This is a genomic window from Haladaptatus sp. HS23 (genome assembly GCF_056892285.1).
In genome coordinates, this window is the sequence record NZ_JBXGLH010000002.1 from 25,908 (window position 1) to 47,574 (window position 21,667).

Below are 21,667 nucleotides of genomic sequence, written 5' to 3' on the forward strand. Positions count from 1 at the left end.
CCGATTCAGACCAGACTACGGCCTTCGAGTTCGCTCGACGGGTAGTCGACTTCCATCAGGTCGAGGATGGTCGGAGCGATGTCGAGGAGGTCCGTGTCCTCCGGGACGTTCGCGTTCGGGTCGTCCACGAACAGCGTCGCGTTGTCGAAACTGTGCATGCCGTTGCGAGGACCGACGCCGAACACCTCGTCGTGGCCCTTGAATCCGGCCTTCAAATCGAAACCGTGGTTCGGGATGGCGACGAGGTCCGGTGCGATGTCCTCGTGGTCGCCGTCGAACGCATCTTCCTTCTCCACGACGCGCCAGCAGACCTTCTCGCCGTCCGGCCCTTCGAGGTTTTCGAGTTCCTTCTTGAGTTCGGCGCGCTTCTCCTCGTACTCGTCCTGCGGGACGCTACCGCGCGGTTCGCGGCCTTCGAGGTTGATGTAGAACCGACCCGGAATGAGCGAGTAGGCTTCGGTGTCGTCGCTGATGTCGCCCAACTCCTCGTGGTCGTCGTCCTCGTAGGAGAGCCAGCCCTCCTGTTCGAGCCACGAGTTGAAGTGAACCTCGTGGTCGAGGCTCGTAAAGCCGTGGTCGCTGGCGACGACCATCGTCACGTCGTCCGGAAGCGAGTCACGGAGCTTCCCGAGATACTCGTCGAGCTTTTGGTAGAACTCGATGAACTCCTCTTTGTACTCGCCGTCCTCCTCGTAGTGTTTGAACAGGAAGTGGTTCACGCGGTCGGTCGTCATGAAGACGCCGAAGAAGAGGTCCCAGTCGTCCTCGTCGATGTAGTGCTGGAAGGACTCGTAGCGGGCTTCGAGCGTGTCGTGTGCGTTCTGGATGAACTCGGATTTGTCCTCCTTGTGTCCCAACTTCGCGTTCGCGTCGATGGGGTAGTCGATGGAGTTCAGGTAATCCCGCATCTCGTCGGGGTAGGCACCCTTGTCCACGCCGGGCGAGAGGAATCCCGAGACCATCCGCTGGACGTTGCGCTGTGGCGGGAACGTGACGGGGACGTTCATCACCGTGGCGTCCCGGCCCGCGTCCGTCACGCGGTCCCAGATGCGCGTCGATTGCACGTCTCGACCCATTGGGACGTACGTGTCGTACGAACCGACTTCACGGTCTTGGAAGCCGTACACGCCCGTTTGGCCGGGGTTGGTTCCGGTCGTGAGCGTCGGCCAGCAGGCGGAGGACTCCGGCGGAACGATGCTGTTGATCGCTCCGGCGCTTCCCTCGCTCGCGAGGGACGCGATGTTGGGGAACTCCGAGGCGTTTTCCTTCAGGAAACTGTACGGCACGCCGTCGATGCCGAAGAAGGCTACCCGCGGAGCGTCGTCTCCACGAAGCCTATCGAATAGACCCATACGCCGCTCTACCACAGGCGGCTACAAGAACCTTCGTTTCCATGCTACAACCTCTCAAGTTTTCGTCTACGAACTCTCGAACGCGGTGAACAACGCCTTCCGCGTACTCGTGTCGATGAGCGAGTCCAGCGTGTTCGCATGCTCCGAATCGACCCGCGCGAAGATGCCGAGCGAAACCCGTGCCGTCGCGGCATCCGCGTTTCCGCCCGTCGTTTCGCTCGGGTCGAATGCACCCGTCAGGATGTCCACCGCGCTGGTACGCACGTCTTCCGCCCGGCAGGAGATGACGATGGTCTCCTCGTGGAGGCCGAACACCGCGGCCGTCGAAACGCCTTCGAGTCTGAGGAGGGAGTCCGCAGCCTCCTCTAATGCGCTCACCGATGGAACGACGCCGACGTTCGCCACGGCGAAACTCGCCCGGCGTTCCCGACTGGCGATGGCCTCACCGAGGACGTCGAAGGTGTCGCTGCTGACGCCCGGCGAACGCAACTCCTCGATTCGCCCGAGGTCGGCGTAGGTGTGGAGAAATCCGGCGGCGTCGTAGTCGTTCAACCCGTTCGCCCGGCGGAACTCGCGGGTCCCGGCACGAATCCCGTAGAGGAGTGCGGTCGCCACGCGTTGGTCGGGAACGAAGTCGATTTCGCGTACGAGTTCGGTCACGACGGTCGACGTCGCACCATCGTCGGTGCGTGTAATCGCGAGAATGTTCTCCTCGGCGGCCGGTCGATGACGAACGACGGCGAGGACCGGAGGGTTGTTCGATAGACGGGGAACTGCACCGCCGCCGCCGATAGCGATTCCACCGTCGCAGTTCGGGAGTCCTTCACCGTGTTCGTCGAGGACGGTTACGTCGATGTCGAAGATGTTGCAAAACGCCTTGCTGTCCTCGCCAGTTATCTCCCCTTCGGCGGCGAGCCGTGCCGCGACACCCCAATCCTTGCAGAGGGATTGAACGCCGACCGCCGCCGCCAACGAGTCGATGCTCGGGCTTTCCGGGACGACGAGCGCGACGCGGTTCTGTCCGGCGACGACGTCCCGGAGCGCTTCGGCCGACTCCGCGGTCCGAGTGCGACCTAACGACCGAAATTGGGTCGCGTACAGGACGCCGCCACCGGAGAGGAGCAAGAAGAGTGCCGTGGCGACGACGGGTGCGTTATCGGTGACGAGTCCGGCGAGCATTGCTAACGCATAGCTCTCCCCACTCGTATAAAATTCCGGGTGTATACAATGGCATCTTTATGTGATATTCGTTAGCTCTTAATCCTAAAACCCTCACACAACATCCTCTGTGTTGGTATTCGGAGTCCTCTAAAAATGGAGGACGAGTCAGAATATCTGAACGTAATACGTTGCTCAGTTGAACTTCTCGTCGTACAGCTCTTGGGAGTGTTCGATGGCGTCGTACGCGGCCTGCTTGTCTTCCCAACCCAGCGTCTCGACTTCCTTTCCGGCTTCGAGGTTCTTGTACGTGGAGAAGAACTCGTCTATCTCGTCTTTCGTCTGTTGTGTGATGTCCTCTACGTCCTCGATGTGGTCGAAGCGCGGGTCCTCAATGGGGACGGCGATGACTTTGTCGTCCTGCTCGCCGTCGTCGTCCATCTTCATCATGCCGACGGGGCGGGCTTCGATGACGCAGCCGGGGAACGTCGAGTCCTCGACGAGGACGAGGACGTCGAACGGGTCCTCGTCGTCGTAGAACGACTGCGGGATGAACCCGTAGTCGCCGGGGTAGTGAACGTTGCTGTGGAGGACCCGGTCGAGCATGACACCGGGGATGTCCTTGTCGTATTCGTACTTGTTGCGGTCGCCTTTGAGACACTCAACAACTGCGTAGATTTCCTCGGGGGCATTCGGGCCCGTCTCGAGGTCTTCCCAGAGATTCGTCATGGGTCGCTTTGAACTCGACGGGAAGACCAAAAAGTCCTTTCGGGATGGGCGTAAACAGGCGATTTGTGCTCGTGAAACCACTCATAACTGTGACACCCTTCCGCAGTCGATGGGTATGTGTAGAGCATTAAAATCGACGGAAAGAACGGAGAAACACCAAGAAACTTGAGAAGGGTTAAATATCTCGGTTACATATTCCGTCGTGTCAAAGCCAATGTCAGAGGCACAAACACTCACCGAAAGCAGTACCGCCCGCGACCTCACCGCGTTCCAGCGAAACATCCTCATCGTCCTCACCGAGGAACCGATGTACGGACTCGCTATCAAGCGAGAACTGGAGAACTACTACGACGAGGAAGTGAACCACGGTCGCTTGTACCCCAACCTCGACACGCTCGTCGAGCGCGGACTGGTCGAAAAGAGCGAACTCGACAAGCGAACCAACCAGTACGGCCTGAGTCAGGACGGACTCGAAGCCGTCGAGGACTCGTTCGCGTGGTCACTCTCGAAGTTCATCACGGACGATGCGCGTGCGGACAAAGTTCGTGCGCTTATCGAGAAGTACGACTGACGCAGTCAAACACGAGTTCGACCGACTCCTGTACCGATTTTTTCTGCTCCTCGCTCGGCCACGCGTTCCGCGGGAAGTACTCCGTCAGAAACTCGTCCACCTCGACGCTCGTCGCCGACTCGACCGGCCGAGCGTAGTGGTTGCCCATGAAGTCCGCGAAGGCCTCCGCGTTCGCGCCGTGGATATCGCCGTGTTCGTCACGGACGCGCTCCGCGACGGCGCGGTTGTGTTCGTCGATTTCGTCCCAGTCGTCGGGGTCGCCCGCACCGGTGAGCGGGATTTCGACCGCTCGGTCCGTGTCCTCGATTCGCTCGACGCGAATGGTCCCGTCTTCGACCCACTCGTCCGGATGGAGGACCAACACGGTCCGCGTTTTCTCCTCGCGGATTCGCGCCACGAAACCGTGTTCGTCGAGGAGTCGTTCCCGTTCCTTTCGATACGCCTCTGCCTCCGCTTTCTCTTCCCCATCCTCCCGGTCACGGGCGAGGTGGGTCAGTCGTTCCGCCTCCGAAATCGTGTCGTCCGGCAGTTCAGCCATCGTCTAACGCCTCGTTTGCCAACTTGTCGGCGCGTTCGTTTACCTCCCGCGGAACGTGTTTCAGGGACCACTTGTCGAACTTGTCCAACAGTTCCCGCGCACGGACCCGCCGCTCGCGGAGTTCGGGGTTGTTCGTCTTCCACGCCCCCGTCACCTGTTTGACGATGAGCTGGGAGTCACCCTTCACGTCCACGGAGTCGAACCCGTAGTCGCTCGCGGTTTCGAGCGCCTCGATGAGCGCCTCGTACTCGGCTTGGTTGTTCGTCGCCCGGCCGATTTTCGTTCCGCCCTCCGCCGCGATTCCGTCGCTGGTGACGATGGTCCATCCGGTCGCCGCCGGACCGGGGTTTCCGCGACTGGCTCCGTCGAAGTAGAGATAGGCGTGTCCGCCGGCGTCGCGGAGTATCGCCTCGATGTCCTGCGGGTTCGCTCCCTGAATCACGAGTTTGTCGTCGTATGCGATGGCGACGGCATCGCCGTGTCTCGCTCGCCACTGTTCGTACTCGGACTTGCCGTCCGAGACGATGATTCCGGCGTCGGCGAGCGTCCGGCGTGCCTCGTCCACGTCACACTCGATGACTGGCATTGCCCACAGTCGTCCGCGTGCGAGTAAACAGATTCCGGTCTACCGAGGTGGTGTGTGACAGTGTGTCAGATACATATAGGTTTTGCCCAAGGATTTAAATGTTTGGGAGTTACTACTATAAAAGTGCGATGACACGGTCCACTCGTCAGCGGGAGCGCCAACTCGAAGGGGAGCAAACGGCGAACGAACGAGAGGGAGAGCGTGCTTGTCCTGAATGCGGGTCCGAAACGTTGGTCAAGAGTACCGACCGAGCCGAACTGGTCTGTGACGACTGTGGGTTGGTCGTCGAGGAAGAGCGGATAGACCCCGGTCCGGAGTGGCGTGCTTTTAACCATCAGGAACGACAGCAGAAGTCGCGCGTGGGAGCGCCGACGACGCAGACGATGCACGATAAGGGGTTGACGACCACTATCGACTGGAAGGACAAAGACGCCTACGGTCGGTCTATTTCTTCCAAGAAACGCAGTCAGATGCACCGCCTGCGAAAGTGGCAGGAACGCATCCGAACGAAGGACGCGGGCGAGCGAAACCTCCAGTTCGCCCTGTCCGAAATCGACCGCATGGCGTCGGCGCTCGGCGTTCCACGGTCGGTACGCGAAGTCGCATCGGTTATCTATCGGCGGGCACTCAAGGAGGACCTCATCCGTGGTCGCTCCATCGAAGGCGTCGCAACGAGCGCGCTGTACGCGGCCTGTCGAAAGGAGGGAATTCCGCGAAGTCTCGAAGAGATTTCCGAGGTTTCCCGGGTCGAACGAAAGGAAATCGGTCGGACGTATCGGTACATCTCTCAAGAACTCGGTTTGGAGATGAAACCGGTCGACCCGAAGAAGTACGTTCCGCGGTTCTGTTCTGAACTCGAACTCAGCGAAGAGGTGCAGTCGAAAGCGAACAACATCATCGAAACCACTGCCGAAAAGGGATTGCTGTCGGGTAAATCCCCCACCGGCTACGCCGCCGCCGCGATTTACGCCGCGTCGCTTCTCTGCAACGAGAAGAAGACGCAGCGCGAAGTCGCCGACGTGGCACAGGTGACGGAAGTCACCATTCGAAACCGGTATCAAGAACAGATCGAAGCGATGGGTATCCACAGCTAACCGCGTCATCCTTCCGTTTTCTCCCTCTTGAGCGACTGCCAGCGCGCCCTCGGCCTCTTTTCCCGTCCGATTGCCGAACGTTGAAGCCCTTCGCCCCCCTACGGTTCGTGAATGCGGTTGGACGAGTACATCGACGACTTGCGCCCGGACGAGGAGGAGCGCCGCCGCCGTCTGGCCGAGGAGAAGTCCTACGAGATTCTGGATTACGTGGACGATTTCGAGGACCGCTTTTCCGAGGTCGCACAGGGCGATTCGCTCTTCGGAAGCACGTCTCCCTCGGTGTTCGTCAGCCGGTCGTCCTACCCGAACGTCTCGACCGGCATCCTCTCGCCGGTCGGTGCCGAGGAGAACGCCTCCGAGTTCGCCACGAGCGGCGACTGGTACCAGCGCGGCCTCGACATCGACAACGTCCTCCAGTACCGAACCGGCCTGCTGAACTCGAACCGCTCCGCGAAGGTGAACGTGGACGACGTATGGGACGGGTTCGTCGGCGTCCAGCGCGAAATCGCCATCGCCGACCGGCCGGTGGACGTGGAAATCGGCCTGACCGAGAAACTCGACTTGGACGTGAACGTGGACGATATCGCCACCCCTACCGGCCCGACGGCACGCGCGTCCTCGGCGGACCTGACCGAAAACCCGCACGTTCCTCGCGCCGTGAAGAAGACGCTCGAAGACGACGATTGGCAGGCCCAAGGCGCGATGAACTACCTCTACCGCCGCGGGTTCGACGTGTACGACATCAACACCATCCTCTCGGCGGGCGCGCTCGGACGGGGGCAGAACCGAAAGCTCGTCCCGACGCGCTGGTCGATAACGGCGGTGGACGACACCGTCGGCCAGTACCTCCGCGGACGCATCCGCAACGCGCCGAGCATCGACGAGACGCAAGTCTGGATGAACGAGTACGTGGGCAACCGGTACTGGGTGATTCTCGCGCCGGGCCAGTGGGAGTTCGAACTCGTGGAGATGAAGGCCCCCGGCAGCATCTGGAACCCATCGCCGACCGGCGACATCTGGATGGGAAGCGCCCACGAGGGGTTCGAGGGCAGAACGAGCTACGTCGACGAAACCGCCGGGGCGTACTACGCCTCCCGACTCGGCGTGCTCGAGCATCTCGAAGACATCGGCCGACAGGCCAAGGCCCTCGTTCTCCGCGAGGTCAGCGACGACTACTGGGCACCCGTCGGCGTCTGGCAGGTGAGAGAAAGCGTCAGAAACGCCTTCGATGGCCGGTTCGGTGAGTCCGAATCGCTCCACGCCGCGGTTCGGGAAATCGTTCCCCAACTCCCGATTTCGATGAACTCCCTCCGCCGGAAGTCCGAGATGGTCTCCGGAGTGCAGGCAAACCTCTCGGACTTCGGCCGCTGATTCACAACCAGCCCGATTCGCGGAAGTAGACGACCAAAATCGCACTCATGAGGAACATGCCGAGCATCACCGCCGGATAGCCGTAGGTCCAGCCCAGTTCGGGCATGTTGAACGGCCCGTTCTGGAAGTTCATGCCGTAGACGCCCACGATGAGCGTCAACGGCAGGACGATGGTGGCGACGACGGTCAACTTCTTCATCACCTCGTTGGTCGACACCGAGAGCATGTTGAGGTAGATGTCGCGCGCGCCGCCCGCCAACTCTCGATACGTCTCCGTCAAGTCCACCAGTTGGACGAGGTGGTCGTACACGTCGCGGAAGTACTTCTCCGTATCCGGGCGCACCTCCTCGGGGTCGCCGCGGGCGAGGTAGCCCACGGCTTCGCGGGTCGGCCACGCGAGTTTTCGGAACGCGAGGAGTTCTCGGCGGACGCCGTTTATCGACTCCAACGTCTCGATGCTCGTGTCGCTGATGACGGCCTCCTCCACGAGTTCTATCTGGTCCTCTATCTGGTCGAGGACGGCGAAGTAGCCGTCCACGATGCCGTCGCAGACGCGGTACGCCGTGAAGTCCGGCCCGCGTCCGATGATTCGTCGGTCCCCGGCGAGCGCGGCCTCCCAGATACGCCGAACGGCGTCGATTTCGTGTTCCGAGAGGGTGACGAGCCAATCCTCGCCGACGAACATGCCGACGGATTTCACGCGGGTCTCCTCCTCGAAGGTGGTCTCGCCGCGCGAGAGTTCGACGGTCTTCAGCAGGACGAACGTGTAGCCCGTGAACTCCTCCGTCTTCGGACGGACTCCGTTCCTGATGTCCTCGATGGAGAGGTGGTGGATGTCGAACGATTCGGCGACGCGTTCGAGTTCGAGCGGCGTCGCGTCGCTCGCTCGCACCCAGACGGTTCCGGGTTCGGCACGCGCGGCGTGAAAGTCGTCGACCTGTTCGACCTCGCCGTCCGAAAATCGAAGCGATTCGACGGTCACTGTACGTCCTCCGGTTCGTCCGCGTTGGCGATGGCGGCGAGCGTGATGCCGACCATGATGCCCGTAATCGAGAACGCACGACCCGGATACGGCGCGAGGAGACCGATGACGTAGCCGACCACGCTGAGGACGGTGAGGCCGAGTCCCGAAGCGAGAGTTCGGTTCATACGCTTCATACCGACAGAGAGAAGAAAAAACGTTGCCCGGTCAGTCTTGATGCTGGACACCGGAGAGGAGTTGGGCGACGCTGTCCGATTCGTCGAGTTTTTTCGGGTACACCGCGAGGACGACGATGAAATCACCGTCGTGTTTTATCTTCGTGGCCTGAATCGTCACGTCCACGGTCGCGCCGTGTGAGCGCGCGGTGGCGCTGAACTCGGTAACGGTCGTCTTCGTCCCCAGCAGCGTCGTCCGTCTCGACCCGACGGTTTCGATATCGTCGACGTTTCCGTACCCGGCGACGAACTTCTCGACCAAATCACGATTGTCGAACTCGTCCAGCGGGTTGAACGACTTATCCGCTATTTCGACGTTCGGACTGCTGACGACGACGAACTTGGCGGCCGTCTGTTCGGCCACGCCCTCGATGCCGATGGTCTTGTCGTACTGTGCGACCCAGTTCGTTACCCTCACCTCACGGCTCTGTCCCGCCGCCTCGTACGTCCGTTTTACATCGACCGATTCGACTTTTGCCTTCTCGTAGCCCGTTTGCGAGAGGGCCGAATCGCTGACGGTCCCCTTCGAAGCGCTGACTTCGAGGGTATCGCCGAGGATGAACCCGAGACAACCGCTCGTGAGGACGAGCATCGTCAGAAATGCGCCTGCGATCAGTTTCCGGTCCATGTCTACCCCCGATACTCAAGCACCTGCTATAAACCCGATGGCTACGGGAGCTTGAACGAAGGACCGGAGTCGGAATCCTGAACGTCCACGCCGAGTGCCTGTAAGTCGTCGCGGAGCGCGTCGGCGCGTTCGTAGTTTCCGGTGTCCCGCTCGCTCTCCCGAAGGTCGAGAACGAGTTCCACGAGGTCCTCCGCGAGGCGCACGTCGCCGCCCGTCTCTCCGCCCAACGAGAAGCCGAGCACATCGCCGCCGAGTTCCTCGAAGGTCTCGACGGCCGATTTGAGGCCGTCGTAGTCGTACTCCTCGTGGTCGTCCGCGTGGCGGTTGACCGCCGTCACGAGGTCGAGGAGGGCGGCTAACGCCCGACGGGTGTTGAAGTCGTCGTTCATCGCGTCGGTGAACTCCTCGCGCACGTCGTCCACTGCTCCGCGCAGTTCGTCGTCTTCGACCGTCGTCCGGGCGTCGGGGCCGTCGAGGGCATCGACGACCCGGTCGTAGCCGTCCGAGAGTCGGTCCCAGCGCTCTTCGGCCTCGCTCACCGTCTCGTCGCTGAACGTCTGGCGGTTGGCGTAGGAGGTCGAGAGGAGGAACATTCGAACGGCGTTCGCTCCGATTTCGGAAATCGCGCCGCGAACGGTCGAGTAGTTGCCGAGGCTCGAACTCATCTTTTCGCCGTCCGTTTCGAGCAGGCGGACGTGCAGCCAGTATCGGGCGAACTGGTGGCCGGTCGCGGCCTCGCTCTGTGCCACCTCGTTTTCGTGGTGCGGGAACACGAGGTCCTGCCCGCCGACGTGGATGTCGATGGTTTCGCCGAGGTGTTTCATGCTCATCGCCGAGCACTCGATGTGCCACCCGGGACGTCCCTCTCCCCACGGGGACTCCCACGTCTCGCCCGGCGGATGCGAGACGGAATACTCCGTGTCGGAGTTCCGGTGTTCCTCGATGGAACGCTCGCTCACGCCATCGGCCTTCCAGAGGGCGAAATCACCGGGATGGCGCTTTTCTCCCCGCTCGTCGCTCTCCCCTTGTGCTTCCATCTCCTCGACCTTCTGGTTCGAGAGCTTGCCGTAGTCCTCGAAGGAGGTCACGTCGAAGTAGACGGAACCGTTGGATTCGTAGGCGTACCCCTTCTCGACTAACGTCTCGATGAGGTCGACGATGTCGGGGACGTGTTCGCTGACGCGGGGATACACGTCTGCGCGCTTCAGGTTCAGGTCGCGCATATCGCGGATGACCTGCGTGATGAAGGTGCGGGCGACGTCGGCCTCGCTGTCTCCGAGGTCGTCCTCCCCCACGCGGGCGGCGATTTTCTCGTTCACGTCGGTGAAGTTCTCGACGTGATGAACGTCGTAGCCGAGGTGTTCCAGCCAGCGGTGCATCACGTCGGTGTGAATCCACCCTCGTGCGTGGCCGAGGTGCGCGAAGTCCGAGACGGTCAACCCACAGTAGTAGAGGAGGACGGAATCGGGGTCGCCGGGTTCGAACGGCTCCCGCTCACCCGTGAGCGTATTGGTTACGAAGAGTGTCATAGGGCACGGTAGTGTCACCAACCGTTTTAAATCGTCGGAAACGACACCAACCGCCTCAACTCTCCCGTTCTGGCACGGCGTCGAGCGCGTCCTCGACGAACCGAACCGCGTTCGCGCCGTCGCGGCGCTCGACGACGACGACTACCGAGTCCGCTACGGCGGCCGCGATTGGTTCCACGTCCTCCGCCACGAGCCTGGAGAGGACGGCGGAGAACGCCACGGCGTCCACCTCTCCGGTGACCACGACCGCGGTCAGTGACCCCGAACCGGGGGCGAATCCGGAATCGCCGACGACGAGGAGGGCGTCGTCCGTCCCCTCCGTCCGACCTAATCCGCTTTGCATGGTGACGCGTGCGTTTCGTGATTCGGCTTCGTAGCTCCCCAGTTCGTCGGCAAACCGCGACAGTGCGGTCGAAACCGCGTCCGTATCGTCGCCGACCGCGATTTCGTCCGCGAGAAACCGCGCGGCCGCTGTGTAGTTCACCACGTCAGCACGGAGCGCCGCGACGAGAAAGGGCCGTCGCCGAACGGCCTCTCGGGTGGCCTTTGCGAGTGACATTATCGACCACCACGACCAGAGCGGGAAAAAGGAGTACGATTAGCTGGTGAGGAAGTACCCGGCCGCACCGAGGCCGACGAACACCATAATCGCGCCGAACAACGCGACGACCCAATTGACGAGAAACCCGACGCCGAGGACGAGGACTAAGGCTAGCGCCCCGAGGACGACGAGCGGGAGGTTTCGTGCCAACTCCGACGGTTCGTCGGTCCCTTTGCTTGGCCGCCGTTTCGGTTTCGAGAGGGACTCGTCTATCGGTATCGTGTTGGGTTCGGGATTCTTTTCCGCGATATCGACGTCGACGTAGGCCGACTCGGCCCCGTAGCCCGTGACGACTTTCAACTTTCCACTCGCGGGACCGTCGTGAACCCTGACGCGGACGACTTCCGTAGAGTCCGCTTCGATGTAGTGGTTCGTTGCGGACAGCGATGCCACATCGGACAGGTCGTCGTCCAAGTGGAGGTGAACGTGAATCGGTGCACCGTGATTGACGAGCGAGACGACGAACGAATCGTCGGTTTCGAACGACGGCGCTACGTCGATGTCGTGTAGACCGCCACGATTGATGTGTGTTAACAACGATTCTGACACGGTGCTCTTTCCTGTTAAGTTGGAGTAAAATGCTCAGCTATTAAAAGATTCAGGCCTCTCGCATGTCCGGGGGTAGGAGGTTTGGGATGCCGTCTTCGATCGGATACTCCTCGCCGCACTCGGTGCAGGTGAGCGTCCCGAAGATAACCTCCCCTTCTTCCTCCTGTCGAACGTCGAGTTCGAGTTCCTGTTTGTCCAGTGGACAGCAGATGATGTCCATCAGGGATTTCTTCATAGTCGGGTGCACGAAGGGGTGGGCCAAAAGCGTGACGGGTTGCGTGGTTCGGTGGTTCCCGCTTCCGAAACGATTCTTATCCCCGCGTGAGACGAGTACCCATGAACTACATCGGATGGGCCATCGTCGCCCTCATCGGATATACGGCACTGCCGCCGCTCGTCAGCGTCGCAACGCAGGATATCCCGGACACTGTCGCTGCACTGGTGGCCAACGGCATGCTCGTCGTCGCGGCCTTCGCGGTGACCATGTACGAGGGAGAGCAAGTCGTCCCGTATCTTACCAGCGACAAAGCACCGTACATGTACCTCGCGGGCGTGTTCCTCGCCATCGGTATCCTCGCTTACTATCGCGCACTGGCGACCGGACCGGTCAGCGTCGTGGTTCCGATTTTCGGCCTGTTCATCGCCACGAGTTCCATCCTCGGTATCGCGTTCCTCGACGAACCTCTCACGGCGCGAAAGGCTGCCGGAATCGGGTTCGCACTGGTCGCGATTTACCTCACCGCGGTCGAGTAGCGGTCGGGAGAAGACGGAAATCCGAAGAGGAGAGCCGAAGATGTCCGATTCCAGTTATTCGAACGGGTGTTCTATCACGACGGTATCTTCCCTGCTCGGCCCGATACCGACGGCGTAGATGGGTGCGTCGAGTTCGTCGCTGATGTATTCGAGATAGGTCCGCGCGTTCTCGGGAATCGCCTCGTAGCCCTCGTCGGCGACCTCGCTCCAGTCCACTTCCGGCCAGCCGTCGAACGAGCGGAGGTTCGGCTCACAGCGAGCCCATCGTTCGGTGGTGGCGGGTATCGTGAATATTTCCTCGCCGTCGACATCGTAGCTGTAACCCACCTTCACCTCATCGAGGCCCGCCAGCACGTCGACGTGGTTGACGGCGAGACCCGTGAAGCCGCTCGCGCGGGCGGCGTGGCGGAGCATGGGCATGTCGAGCCATCCGACCCGGCGTGGGCGACCGGTGACGGTTCCGTACTCGCCGCCTTCCTCCCGAATGTATTCGGCGAGGTCCTCGTTTTCGCCCGCTCCCTGTTCGTCGTAGTCGGGGGTGTCACCGACGACGCCGCCGAGTTCGGTCGGGAGCGGACCGCTTCCGACCCGCGTCAGGTAGGCCTTCACGATGCCGATGATTTCGCCGTCGCCGATGACGCTGGGGCTGAGGCCGGTCCCCGTGGCTGCACCGCCTGCAGTCGGATTCGAGGAGGTGACGTACGGATAGTTACCGTGGTCGATGTCGATGAGGGTTCCCTGTGCTCCCTCGAAGATCACTTCGTCGCCGGCGTCGAGGCGCGATGAGAGGAACTCCCCGGATTCGACGGTCATGTCCTCTTCCTTTAGGCGCTCGCCGTAGCGCTCGTACTGTTCGTGGAGCGCATCGATATCGAACGCGTCGCCCGTTTCGACGCCGTCGGACGAGTCCGACGAGCCTCCGCTCGCTTCGCTCACGGAGATGCCGAAGACGTTCTCGGCGAGCGCACGCTTTTGCGGGACGACGTATTCGAGCTTCTCGCGGAGGAGTTCGGAATCGAGCAGGTCGCCGACGCGGATGCCGCGCCGACCGGCTTTGTCCTCGTAGGTCGGGCCGATTCCCCGCCCCGTCGTTCCCACTTTGCGGTCCGAATCGCTCTTCGCCTCCTCCTCGACCCCGTCGAGGACGCGGTGATACGGGAGGATGACGTGCGCGCGGCGCGCCAACCGGACGTCGGGGTCGAGTCCGCGTTCTCGAAGCGTGTCTATCTCGTCGAACAGCGTGTCGGGATTGATGACACAGCCGTTTCCGAGGACGCCGACCTTCCCGCGGACGACGCCGCTCGGGACGAGGGAGAGTTTGTATTCGTTACCACCCTCGACGACGGTGTGGCCTGCGTTGTCGCCGCCCTGATAGCGAGCGACAACGTCAGCGGACTCGCCGTAGAGATCTACGACGCGGCCCTTGCCTTCGTCGCCGAGTTGCGAACCGACGATAGTTACGGTCATACCGGAGGTGGTTTCTCGCGCACCTCGTAAACAGATTACGGTCTTGGAACCATGATGATGCACGAACGTGCGTATTTCGACTGTTTCGAGGGGGCAATTCTAGCAGTTTCGACGACATTCTGCGCCACAATCCGGAAGTGTTAACTCGTCCCACGAGAAACGTTTGTTCTACGTTTCTGCTTGCGATGCGGACAATAACCTTTAAAAGGCTCTAAGACAAGTTAACACATGCCATGATAGATCGACTGGAGAAGGAAGTCGATATGCTGGAACGCCACTTGCAGGTCCTGAAAATGGTCATTGAGAACGAACCTATCGGCATCGTGAAGATGTCGAACGAGACGGGGTACCCCCATCACAAGGTTCGCTACTCCCTGCGAGTACTCGAAGAAGAAAACCTCATCTCGCCCTCCAATCAGGGTGCGATCACGACCGACCGAACCGAGGAGTTCGTTTCCGAACTCGACGAGAAACTCTCCGAGATTACGAACAAACTCGACACGATGAAGATCGGCGAGAAAGCCGAAGCCGAAAACTAGAGTTCTGGGACCGTCAAGTGGAATTCACCGTTACGTGATTCGACCAGACACAGATGGTATCCTCGTTTGCGGGATAGCTTGACGAAACTTTCCCTCTTTTCTCGCGTCAACAGTCCACCACTGGTAGCGTCCTCCGTCGTCTCCAACGCGGCCGGTTCGAAGAAGCTCTTCGTGACCTGGAAGGCCGCGCTGAGTTCGTCGCTCGCGCTCGATACGTCCGTCGCCGCGTCCACGAGCGACCCCAACATCTCGCCCGTCGCGGGGTCTCGCGAGTCGTTGATGTTCGCCACGACGAGCGGGTTTCCCATCCGGTCACGGAGGATGACGTCGAACGGTCGTTCCGTCTTTCCGTCCTCCTCGTTCTCCGTGACCAGCGACCCGCGAAGTTCGACTCGGTCGATTCGCTGAATCGCTTCGAACAGGTCCTTCAAGCCGCGCTGATGGCCCGTCTCCAAAATCTCGTACAGGAGGTCGACGACGAACCACGAGACGAACTTGTACTCCATCGAGTCGTGGAGGAACGCCTCGAACTCCCGTCCGTCCACTGCAACACCGTCCGTGTCGAACTGCGTGTGGTGTTCGAGTTGTAGGTTCGACTCGACGGTGTCACGGTTGGCTTCGCCCGCCGCCGCGTCGGCCAGTGTTCCCTTCCCCTTCGACCCGTAGCGGACGAAGAGGTTCGTCTGCGTGAGCGCCTGTTCGGCGGGCAGTTGGCGCTCCGCGGAGACGCCCGGACTCTGCTCCCGGACCGTTTCGAGTTCGTCCTGTAGCTCCTCGACCCGCGCCGTTAGTCGGTCACGCTCCGCCTTCAGTTCGTCACGTTCGGCTTCGGTTTGCGCGAGTTTCGACCGAAGCGCCTCTATCTTCTCCGCTCGTGCGGTGAGTTCGACCTCTATCTCCTTCGCTCGGTTCGACTGTTCCCGCCGAGAAGACCCCCCCTGTGTCGATTGTCGGCCCGCGGACTGCCGTTGTGGGGTCCGTCGTTGCGTTCGTCGCTGTTTGACGCCCGCGTCCCGCGACTTCGCCGAACTGCTCTTTTCGGGGTCTAACGACGGAATCCTCGTGGTTTCCCGCCACTGCTGTTCGTCCGAGAGCGGGTCCGATGCTCCCGTTTCGCCGTCGCTCTCCGACTCCTCCCCGCTCGGGGTCGCGGCTTCCGAGGACTGTGCGTTTCGTTCGGTCGCTTGCTGGGCGTCCGCTGGTGCCTCCGAGGACCGCCCCGCTTCCGCCGTTTCGGCTGACGTTGGAGCGGTCGGCGTGGACGACTGGTCTCCATCTTCGTCCGGCGCGTTCGAGGAGGACGCCTCCTCTGCCGGTGCCGAATCCGACCCCGACGCGGCTGATTCGGGTGTCGATTCCGGGAGGTCGACGATGTCCACGTCCGTCGCGACGACTTCGTAAATCCCTACCTCGTCGTTCGCACGCGAGAACGCCTCGTCCCCGGTAATCAGCTGTTCGCTCTGCCCGACGTAGGCGGCGCTCATCGACCGCCCACCGTGGTAGACCACGTAGTAATCGCCGCTGAGGACGTTCTCGCTGAGTTCGATGTACCCCGTGAAACCGTTCGAAGCGAGCGTTTCGCTGGCCTCCTTCAGCGGCGTGTCGTTCGTGTAATACTTCGCCTGGGTCGTCCCACCTCGTTCCTGCATGCTGAACAACAACGGAAGCGAGGGGTGTGGGGCCTCGAACTGCGTCCCATCGGACTCCTCGAACGTATCGAGGGAGCCCTCGAAAACGCCGATGACGCGGCCGTTCAACATGAACAGCCACGCGCCACCCGCTTTGACCGCCCCGGAAAACTCCTCGTCGGCGAGCGCGTGGAGCGTCTCCAACCCCCCGGAGAAGGGGCGGGAACTCCACTCGGTTATCTGCTCGACTATGCGCGCATCCATATTACGTCAAAACGGAATCCTCCTCAAATACTTTCGGGTTAGCCGGGTCCACGTATCAAGTGCGTGGGAGAGCTTTCAGAGGACGTCGTTTGCACGAGCGCCTCTGCAGGGGACGTTTCGTGCCCGTTCGAGTTCTCAAACGAGCGACACTGTCGTCCAAAAATCAGATCTTCTGTTCGGCGTCGTCGGCGAGCTCCTCCATTCGCTTACCGATACGTCCGGCCTCGCTGAACTCGTCTTCGCTCATGACGTCGGCGAGCGAGTTTCCGAGCACGAAGACGGCGTGTTTGTGTTCGCTCTTGGACTTGTGAACGTGGGACGGGTCGACGTCGAGTTGGTCGTAGGCATCGAACGCACCGGTCGGGATACCGTCCTGTTCACGGAAATATTCCATAATCGTCACCATCTGCTCGTGTAGCTCCAAAAGCTCGTCCTTATGCATGCAGAGCCATTGGAAGCTAGGCGGTTTAAGAGTTTCTGAGAACTATTCACACGTCGAGGGAAGGCGTCGTTAGAAGACGTACTCGTCTTCGTGACCCATCATCCCCTCGTCTTCGAGTCCCGGTTCTCTATCGTTGTCCATCGGGCCACTGGTCTTGTACGCCTTGAGACCAGTTGCGAGCAAGTCCTCGATGGCCTCCTCACGGTTGACGAATTCTCCCTGGTCAACCATCTGGGCGATTTGCATTTCGAGGTGCTCGGGGACGGTAATCTCTACCTTTGGCATTGGAACAGTTGTGGGCTTCGGGAGGGGTGTTCTTAAGTCTGACGGGTAGATAGTACGGGTATTGCAAACACAAATTCCCTACCCAGAAGTTTTGATTCTTCTCCCCAGAACATTCTTTTGGAAATTCTGAATATTGGTCGACTATAGAACCGAAGAAATGAAAACTTGTCCGTCTGCGCTCACCGGTTGCCGAACATCTGGTCGAGCGAGTTGATGATGCTGCTCGGTTTCATCGACTCCAACCGCTGCTCCATCTTCTTCTGGTTGAAATAGCTGGCGAACGCGAGGATGGTCGGCGGCCACAGACCGATAAAGAGGCCGCGCTCGCGGTTCCCCCTGATGAAGAACTGATGCCACGACAGGAGTACCGACGCTGCGGATGCGAGTATCGCGATGTCGGTCGTCGACTCCTGTGCTGCGCCCATCGCCGGGCGCTCTCGAGTGCTGGTTTGTTGCTCTGCTTCGGACATGCGTCAGTCGGTTGTGGCACACCGTTCTTTGTTATTCAGGAGGTACCCAACGATAGGTTCGTGTTAGACGTGGATACGACCGTTACCCCGACGCTAACACGACCTTTCCCCGTGACCGACCGTGTTCGGTACATCTACGTTTCCGGCCTCCCTGCGTTCGGGTATGAGCGTTACGGACAAGACGAACATCCATCGTGAGTTCGACGGGAAGCGGCTGCCACCCGGACAGCGCGAGACGAGCAAGTTCCCCGTCCTCTCGAAGGGAAGTACGCCCGAATGGGACCCCGAATCGTGGGAATTTTCGGTCACCGGGGCGGTCGAGAACGAACTGACCTTCTCGTGGGAGGCGTTCCGTGACCTGCCGAGCGAGACCCAAAAGCAGGACTTCCACTGCGTTACCGGTTGGAGCAAGTTCGATTGCGAGTTCACGGGCGTCACCTTCCCGACGCTCGCGGAGCGCGCGGGCCTGCACGACGACGTGGTTCACGTGATGTTCTCCGCGCTCGACGGCTACACGACGAACCTCCCGCTCGAAGATTGCATGCGCGATGACGTACTGTTCGTCTGGGAGTACGACGACGACGCGCTTCCCCGCCAACACGGCGGCCCGCTTCGCGTCGTCACGCCCCACAAGTACGCCTACAAGGGTTCGAAGTGGGTGAACGGCGTCGCGTTCCTTACCGAACCCGAACGCGGATACTGGGAGAAACGGGGGTACTCCAACACCGCGAACCCGTGGAACGAGGAGCGATATAGTTAGGCTGAAGGGTCAGCGTTCCCGAGTTATCACCCAATGCCACCGCACCGTGACGGTCAACTGTCGGCGGGTTCTCCGCTCGTAACGCGAACGTGTAGGGTACCCGACGTTTCGTTTCGCTCGTTTCTCGCCGGGGGGTCGGCACCGCGTCTCTACTGGACGTCGCCCGATGGCCTCGAAATCGCCGCAAGCGGCGCAGTCGCGCGTCTCTCCGCGAACGGCGAGGGTCGATTCGACGAAATCCGGGAGGACGCCGCGGAACTCTTCGAGTCCGTGACGTGGGACGACGGACCGGATTCGGCCCGTCCCCGTCTGTTCGGTGGATTTTCGTTCGACGCGGAACACGAACCGACGCTGCCGTGGAGCGGATTTCCCGGAACGGAGTTCGTTCTGCCACGTATCCAACTGACGCGGACGGAATCCGGAACGTGGCTCTCCGTCTCCGCCCGTGAGACGACCGAGGGAAGCGCCGAGGACGTACTCGCCGAGGCACGGGCGGAAATGGAAACCCTGCCCACGATGCGACCCCGAAGCGACTCGCCGGGTATCGAATCGACCCACCCCATCACGTCGCGGGACGAGTGGTGTTCACAGATTCGCCACGTGACAGACCGAATTCGGGACGGCGAGTTGAAGAAGGTCGTCATCGCAACCGCGTTGGAGGTCGAACTCGACGAGTCCGTCGTCGTCCCCGACATCCTCGAACGCCTGCGAACGTCCTATCCAGAATGTTATCGCTTTCTCGTCCAACCCTCCTCGTCGGGCGGCTTTTTCGGCGCACCCCCGGAACGGCTCGTCTCGCTCCGCGGTCAGATGGTCGAGACGGAGGCACTCGCCGGGTCGGTCGGCAGGGGAGAAACCCCCGAGAAGGACGACGAACTCGCGGCGGAACTCGCAGATAGCGAGAAGGTTCGGGAGGAACACGAACTCGTCGCACAGACCATCCGTGACGGACTCGAACCCCTCGCCACCTCGGTCACGGTGGGTGACCGGCGGCTCAAACGCCTGTCCACCATTCAACACCTACAAACGCCGATTTCGGCCGAACTCGACGAGACGGAACACGTTCTCTCCGTCGTCGAAGCGTTGCATCCGACCCCCGCGGTCGGCGGCCTACCCCCGGAAGACGCCATTCGAACGATTCGGGAGACGGAACGCTTCGACCGCGGTTGGTACGCCTCGCCTGTCGGATGGTTCGACGCCAACGGTGACGGGGAGTTCGCGGTCGGAATCCGTTCCGGTGTGGCGTCCGACGACCGCGTGACCCTCTTCGCCGGAAACGGCATCGTTGCCGACAGCGACCCGGAGGCGGAGTGGGACGAAGTACAGTTGAAATTCCTGCCGATTCTGAACGAACTCGAATGACGCATCCGAACCGAAACACGCTGTGGGCCGAAGCGTTCGTGGACGAGTTGGCCGCGGGCGGCGTCGATGCCGTCTGTCTCGCCCCCGGCAGTCGCTCGACGCCGCTGACCGTCGCGTTTGCCCTGCACGACGACATCGAGGTGTTCTCGCATTTAGACGAGCGCTCGGCGGCGTTCTTCGCGCTCGGCCGAGCGAAACGCACGGGAAAGCCCACTCCCCTCGTCTGTACGTCGGGAACCGCGGCCGCGAACTTCCATCCCGCCGTCATCGAGGCGGACAGGGCGCGGGTTCCGATGCTCGTCTGCACGGCCGACCGGCCGCCGGAACTCCGCGATAGCGGCGCAAACCAAACCGTCGATCAGGAGAAACTGTACGGAAGTGCGGTTCGCTGGTACGCCGACGTGGCCGAACCGGAGGCGACCGGGAGAAAACTCCGTTATCTTCGGACGACGGCCGCCCGAGCGCTCGGGTCGGCGACGGGAACCCCACCCGGACCGGTTCACCTGAACTTCCCGTTCCGAAAGCCCCTCGAACCGGTCGAAGTCGAGGGTGACGTTTCCGAGTCGTTCGATGCCGAGAACCCGCTGGCGGCCAGGGGGCGTGACGGTCCGTTCGTCTCCGTCTCGAACGGCGTTCCGGAACTCGACTCAGCCGCATTCTCCCGACTCGTCGATGCCGTGAACGACGCCGAACGCGGACTGCTCGTGGCCGGTCCCGCCGACGCGCCGACGCCCGAACGCTCCGCGTTGGCGGCGCTGGCCGACGTGACCGGATTTCCCGTACTCGCGGACCCGCTTTCGGGCCATCGATTCGGCCACGACCGAACCATCGTCGGTGGCTACGATTCGTACCTCGTCCCCGACGTCACCGAGGGATGGCCCGACCCCGACGTCGTGATTCGCTTCGGCGCGTCACCGACCTCGAAAACACTCCGTCAATACCTCGAACGCGTCGAAAGCCGCCAGTTCGTCGTGGACGCGGCCGGCGGCTGGCGCGAGGCGAGCTTTACCGCGACGGACCTCCTCGTGGCCGACTCGACACGGTTGGCCCGCCGACTCGCCGATGAACTCGAACAGAGGACGGCCGAAAACGAGACGTGGACGGCGCGGTTCGAACGCGCCGAGTCCGAACACTGGTCGCTCGTCGCGGATTCCGAGGAGCACTTCGAAGGAAACCTCCTCGCAACCGTCACACAGGCGCTGCCGGACCCGGCGACCTTGTTCGTCTCCAACAGCATGCCAGTTCGGGATTTGGACCGTTTCGCCTCCCCCCGGTCCGCCGACGTGACGGTACTGGGCAACCGTGGGGCGAGCGGTATCGACGGTATCATCAGTTCGGCGTTGGGTGCCGGAAGCGCGACGGACGACCCCCTCGTCCTCGTCACCGGCGACCTCGCGTACTATCACGATATGAACGGCTTGCTTGCGCTCGACCGCTGTGGCGTGGATGCGACCATCGTCGAAATCAACAACGACGGCGGCGGCATCTTCCACATGCTCCCCATCGAATCGTTCGACCCGCCGTTCACCGGGCAGTTCAGAACGCCACACGGCCTCGATTACGAAGCGACGGGCGACCTCTACGGATTGGACTTCGAGCGCGTGAAAACGCGTTCCGCGTTCCGGGATGCGTTTTCGGATTCCCTCGATAGTTCGGGGGCGCAAGTCATCGAAGTCCGAACGACCGCCGAAACGAGCCACCGGATTCGGGAACGGTTACAAGACCGTCTCGTCGCGGAACTCCGCCCCTGATTTTCACAGCATCCAAACATCGTGCACGAGGGATGATGTGACG

General features: G+C 61.5%; 25 protein-coding genes. 8 read left to right on the forward strand and 17 right to left on the reverse strand.

The window, feature by feature from the left end:
- Positions 1 to 5: 5 nt before the first annotated feature.
- The 3 genes from AC1XDK_RS06250 to AC1XDK_RS06260 all read right to left on the reverse strand — a co-directional run bounded on the left by AC1XDK_RS06250 (position 6) and on the right by AC1XDK_RS06260 (position 3,239).
- Positions 6 to 1,352: an alkaline phosphatase family protein gene (locus AC1XDK_RS06250; RefSeq protein WP_483348953.1), complete on the reverse strand. Its 1,347-nt coding sequence runs from the start codon at positions 1,350 to 1,352 to the stop codon at positions 6 to 8.
- Positions 1,353 to 1,418: 66 nt separating this feature from the next.
- Positions 1,419 to 2,531 (reverse strand): DHH family phosphoesterase, encoded by a 1,113-nt coding sequence (locus AC1XDK_RS06255; protein WP_483348954.1) that lies wholly within the window; start codon positions 2,529 to 2,531, stop codon positions 1,419 to 1,421.
- Positions 2,532 to 2,705: 174 nt separating this feature from the next.
- Complete coding sequence (locus AC1XDK_RS06260) at positions 2,706 to 3,239, reverse strand: inorganic diphosphatase (protein ID WP_483348955.1); 534 nt, start codon at positions 3,237 to 3,239, stop codon at positions 2,706 to 2,708.
- Between the two features lie 214 nt (positions 3,240 to 3,453).
- Here AC1XDK_RS06260 and AC1XDK_RS06265 point away from each other — a divergent pair, with 214 nt between their 5' ends.
- Positions 3,454 to 3,810, forward strand: coding sequence for a PadR family transcriptional regulator (locus AC1XDK_RS06265; protein ID WP_483348956.1), 357 nt, complete (start codon positions 3,454 to 3,456; stop codon positions 3,808 to 3,810).
- Here AC1XDK_RS06265 and AC1XDK_RS06270 read toward each other — a convergent pair.
- Complete coding sequence (locus AC1XDK_RS06270) at positions 3,791 to 4,348, reverse strand: DUF7108 family protein (protein ID WP_483348957.1); 558 nt, start codon at positions 4,346 to 4,348, stop codon at positions 3,791 to 3,793. The two genes, AC1XDK_RS06265 and AC1XDK_RS06270, sit on opposite strands and share 20 nt — an antisense overlap.
- A complete protein-coding gene (gene rnhA / locus AC1XDK_RS06275) occupies positions 4,341 to 4,934 on the reverse strand; it encodes a ribonuclease HI (protein WP_483348958.1) in 594 nt (197 codons plus the stop codon). The genes AC1XDK_RS06270 and rnhA overlap by 8 nt, the downstream gene beginning before the upstream one ends.
- Positions 4,935 to 5,062: 128 nt before the next feature.
- Here rnhA and AC1XDK_RS06280 point away from each other — a divergent pair, with 128 nt between their 5' ends.
- The gene (locus tag AC1XDK_RS06280) at positions 5,063 to 6,028 is read left to right on the forward strand and encodes a transcription initiation factor IIB (RefSeq protein WP_231183776.1); all 966 of its coding nucleotides are present in this window, start codon (positions 5,063 to 5,065) and stop codon (positions 6,026 to 6,028) included.
- A 111-nt stretch (positions 6,029 to 6,139) separates the two neighbouring features.
- On the forward strand, positions 6,140 to 7,399 hold the full coding sequence (nreA, locus tag AC1XDK_RS06285; RefSeq protein WP_483348959.1) for a DNA repair protein NreA: 1,260 nt from the start codon (positions 6,140 to 6,142) through the stop codon (positions 7,397 to 7,399).
- Position 7,400: 1 nt separating this feature from the next.
- Here the strand turns inward: nreA and corA are convergent, their stop codons facing one another.
- From corA to AC1XDK_RS06320, 7 genes are read right to left on the reverse strand one after another with little or no spacing between them, the layout of a single operon-like run.
- On the reverse strand, positions 7,401 to 8,381 hold the full coding sequence (gene corA, locus AC1XDK_RS06290; protein WP_483348960.1) for a magnesium/cobalt transporter CorA: 981 nt from the start codon (positions 8,379 to 8,381) through the stop codon (positions 7,401 to 7,403).
- Complete coding sequence (locus AC1XDK_RS06295; RefSeq protein ID WP_483348961.1) at positions 8,378 to 8,548, reverse strand: hypothetical protein; 171 nt, start codon at positions 8,546 to 8,548, stop codon at positions 8,378 to 8,380. Before AC1XDK_RS06295 ends, corA begins: the two co-directional genes overlap by 4 nt.
- 40 nt (positions 8,549 to 8,588) lie before the next feature.
- A complete protein-coding gene (locus tag AC1XDK_RS06300; protein WP_483348962.1) occupies positions 8,589 to 9,224 on the reverse strand; it encodes a DUF6517 family protein in 636 nt (211 codons plus the stop codon).
- Positions 9,225 to 9,265: 41 nt separating this feature from the next.
- The gene (cysS, locus tag AC1XDK_RS06305) at positions 9,266 to 10,753 is read right to left on the reverse strand and encodes a cysteine--tRNA ligase (protein WP_483348963.1); all 1,488 of its coding nucleotides are present in this window, start codon (positions 10,751 to 10,753) and stop codon (positions 9,266 to 9,268) included.
- Between the two features lie 55 nt (positions 10,754 to 10,808).
- Positions 10,809 to 11,312, reverse strand: a complete 504-nt coding sequence (locus AC1XDK_RS06310; RefSeq protein WP_483348964.1) for a DUF7523 family protein — start codon at positions 11,310 to 11,312, stop codon at positions 10,809 to 10,811.
- Between the two features lie 39 nt (positions 11,313 to 11,351).
- Positions 11,352 to 11,903, reverse strand: a complete 552-nt coding sequence (locus tag AC1XDK_RS06315) for a DUF7524 family protein (protein ID WP_483348965.1) — start codon at positions 11,901 to 11,903, stop codon at positions 11,352 to 11,354.
- Positions 11,904 to 11,952: 49 nt separating this feature from the next.
- A complete protein-coding gene (locus tag AC1XDK_RS06320; RefSeq protein ID WP_483348966.1) occupies positions 11,953 to 12,138 on the reverse strand; it encodes a methytransferase partner Trm112 in 186 nt (61 codons plus the stop codon).
- 101 nt (positions 12,139 to 12,239) lie between these two features.
- Here AC1XDK_RS06320 and AC1XDK_RS06325 point away from each other — a divergent pair, with 101 nt between their 5' ends.
- On the forward strand, positions 12,240 to 12,656 hold the full coding sequence (locus tag AC1XDK_RS06325) for an EamA family transporter (RefSeq protein ID WP_483348967.1): 417 nt from the start codon (positions 12,240 to 12,242) through the stop codon (positions 12,654 to 12,656).
- A 54-nt stretch (positions 12,657 to 12,710) separates the two neighbouring features.
- Here AC1XDK_RS06325 and AC1XDK_RS06330 read toward each other — a convergent pair whose 3' ends face one another.
- Complete coding sequence (locus tag AC1XDK_RS06330; RefSeq protein WP_483348968.1) at positions 12,711 to 14,123, reverse strand: adenylosuccinate synthase; 1,413 nt, start codon at positions 14,121 to 14,123, stop codon at positions 12,711 to 12,713.
- A gap of 233 nt (positions 14,124 to 14,356) precedes the next feature.
- On the opposite strand from AC1XDK_RS06330, the gene AC1XDK_RS06335 reads away from it, so the two are divergent.
- Positions 14,357 to 14,662, forward strand: a complete 306-nt coding sequence (locus AC1XDK_RS06335) for a hypothetical protein (protein WP_231183788.1) — start codon at positions 14,357 to 14,359, stop codon at positions 14,660 to 14,662.
- Here the strand turns inward: AC1XDK_RS06335 and AC1XDK_RS06340 are convergent.
- From AC1XDK_RS06340 to AC1XDK_RS06355, 4 genes are all read right to left on the reverse strand, one after another.
- A complete protein-coding gene (locus AC1XDK_RS06340) occupies positions 14,659 to 16,554 on the reverse strand; it encodes an FtsB family cell division protein (RefSeq protein WP_483348969.1) in 1,896 nt (631 codons plus the stop codon). The two genes, AC1XDK_RS06335 and AC1XDK_RS06340, sit on opposite strands and share 4 nt — an antisense overlap.
- Positions 16,555 to 16,717: 163 nt before the next feature.
- Positions 16,718 to 16,996 carry a UPF0058 family protein gene (locus tag AC1XDK_RS06345; RefSeq protein WP_483348970.1) on the reverse strand — a complete coding sequence of 93 codons (279 nt, stop codon included), beginning with the start codon at positions 16,994 to 16,996 and terminating at the stop codon, positions 16,718 to 16,720.
- A 69-nt stretch (positions 16,997 to 17,065) separates the two neighbouring features.
- On the reverse strand, positions 17,066 to 17,281 hold the full coding sequence (locus tag AC1XDK_RS06350; RefSeq protein ID WP_231183791.1) for a ribbon-helix-helix domain-containing protein: 216 nt from the start codon (positions 17,279 to 17,281) through the stop codon (positions 17,066 to 17,068).
- 179 nt (positions 17,282 to 17,460) lie between these two features.
- Positions 17,461 to 17,706 carry a hypothetical protein gene (locus tag AC1XDK_RS06355; RefSeq protein ID WP_483349843.1) on the reverse strand — a complete coding sequence of 82 codons (246 nt, stop codon included), beginning with the start codon at positions 17,704 to 17,706 and terminating at the stop codon, positions 17,461 to 17,463.
- Positions 17,707 to 17,914: 208 nt separating this feature from the next.
- On the opposite strand from AC1XDK_RS06355, the gene AC1XDK_RS06360 reads away from it, so the two are divergent.
- Genes AC1XDK_RS06360 through menD form a run of 3 tightly spaced genes read left to right on the forward strand, consistent with a single transcriptional unit; the run spans position 17,915 to position 21,624 of the window.
- The gene (locus tag AC1XDK_RS06360; protein WP_483348971.1) at positions 17,915 to 18,511 is read left to right on the forward strand and encodes a sulfite oxidase-like oxidoreductase; all 597 of its coding nucleotides are present in this window, start codon (positions 17,915 to 17,917) and stop codon (positions 18,509 to 18,511) included.
- 33 nt (positions 18,512 to 18,544) lie between these two features.
- Positions 18,545 to 19,873: an isochorismate synthase gene (locus AC1XDK_RS06365; RefSeq protein ID WP_483348972.1), complete on the forward strand. Its 1,329-nt coding sequence runs from the start codon at positions 18,545 to 18,547 to the stop codon at positions 19,871 to 19,873.
- Positions 19,870 to 21,624 (forward strand): 2-succinyl-5-enolpyruvyl-6-hydroxy-3-cyclohexene-1-carboxylic-acid synthase, encoded by a 1,755-nt coding sequence (menD, locus tag AC1XDK_RS06370; RefSeq protein WP_483348973.1) that lies wholly within the window; start codon positions 19,870 to 19,872, stop codon positions 21,622 to 21,624. The genes AC1XDK_RS06365 and menD overlap by 4 nt, the downstream gene beginning before the upstream one ends.
- Positions 21,625 to 21,667: the final 43 nt, after the last annotated feature.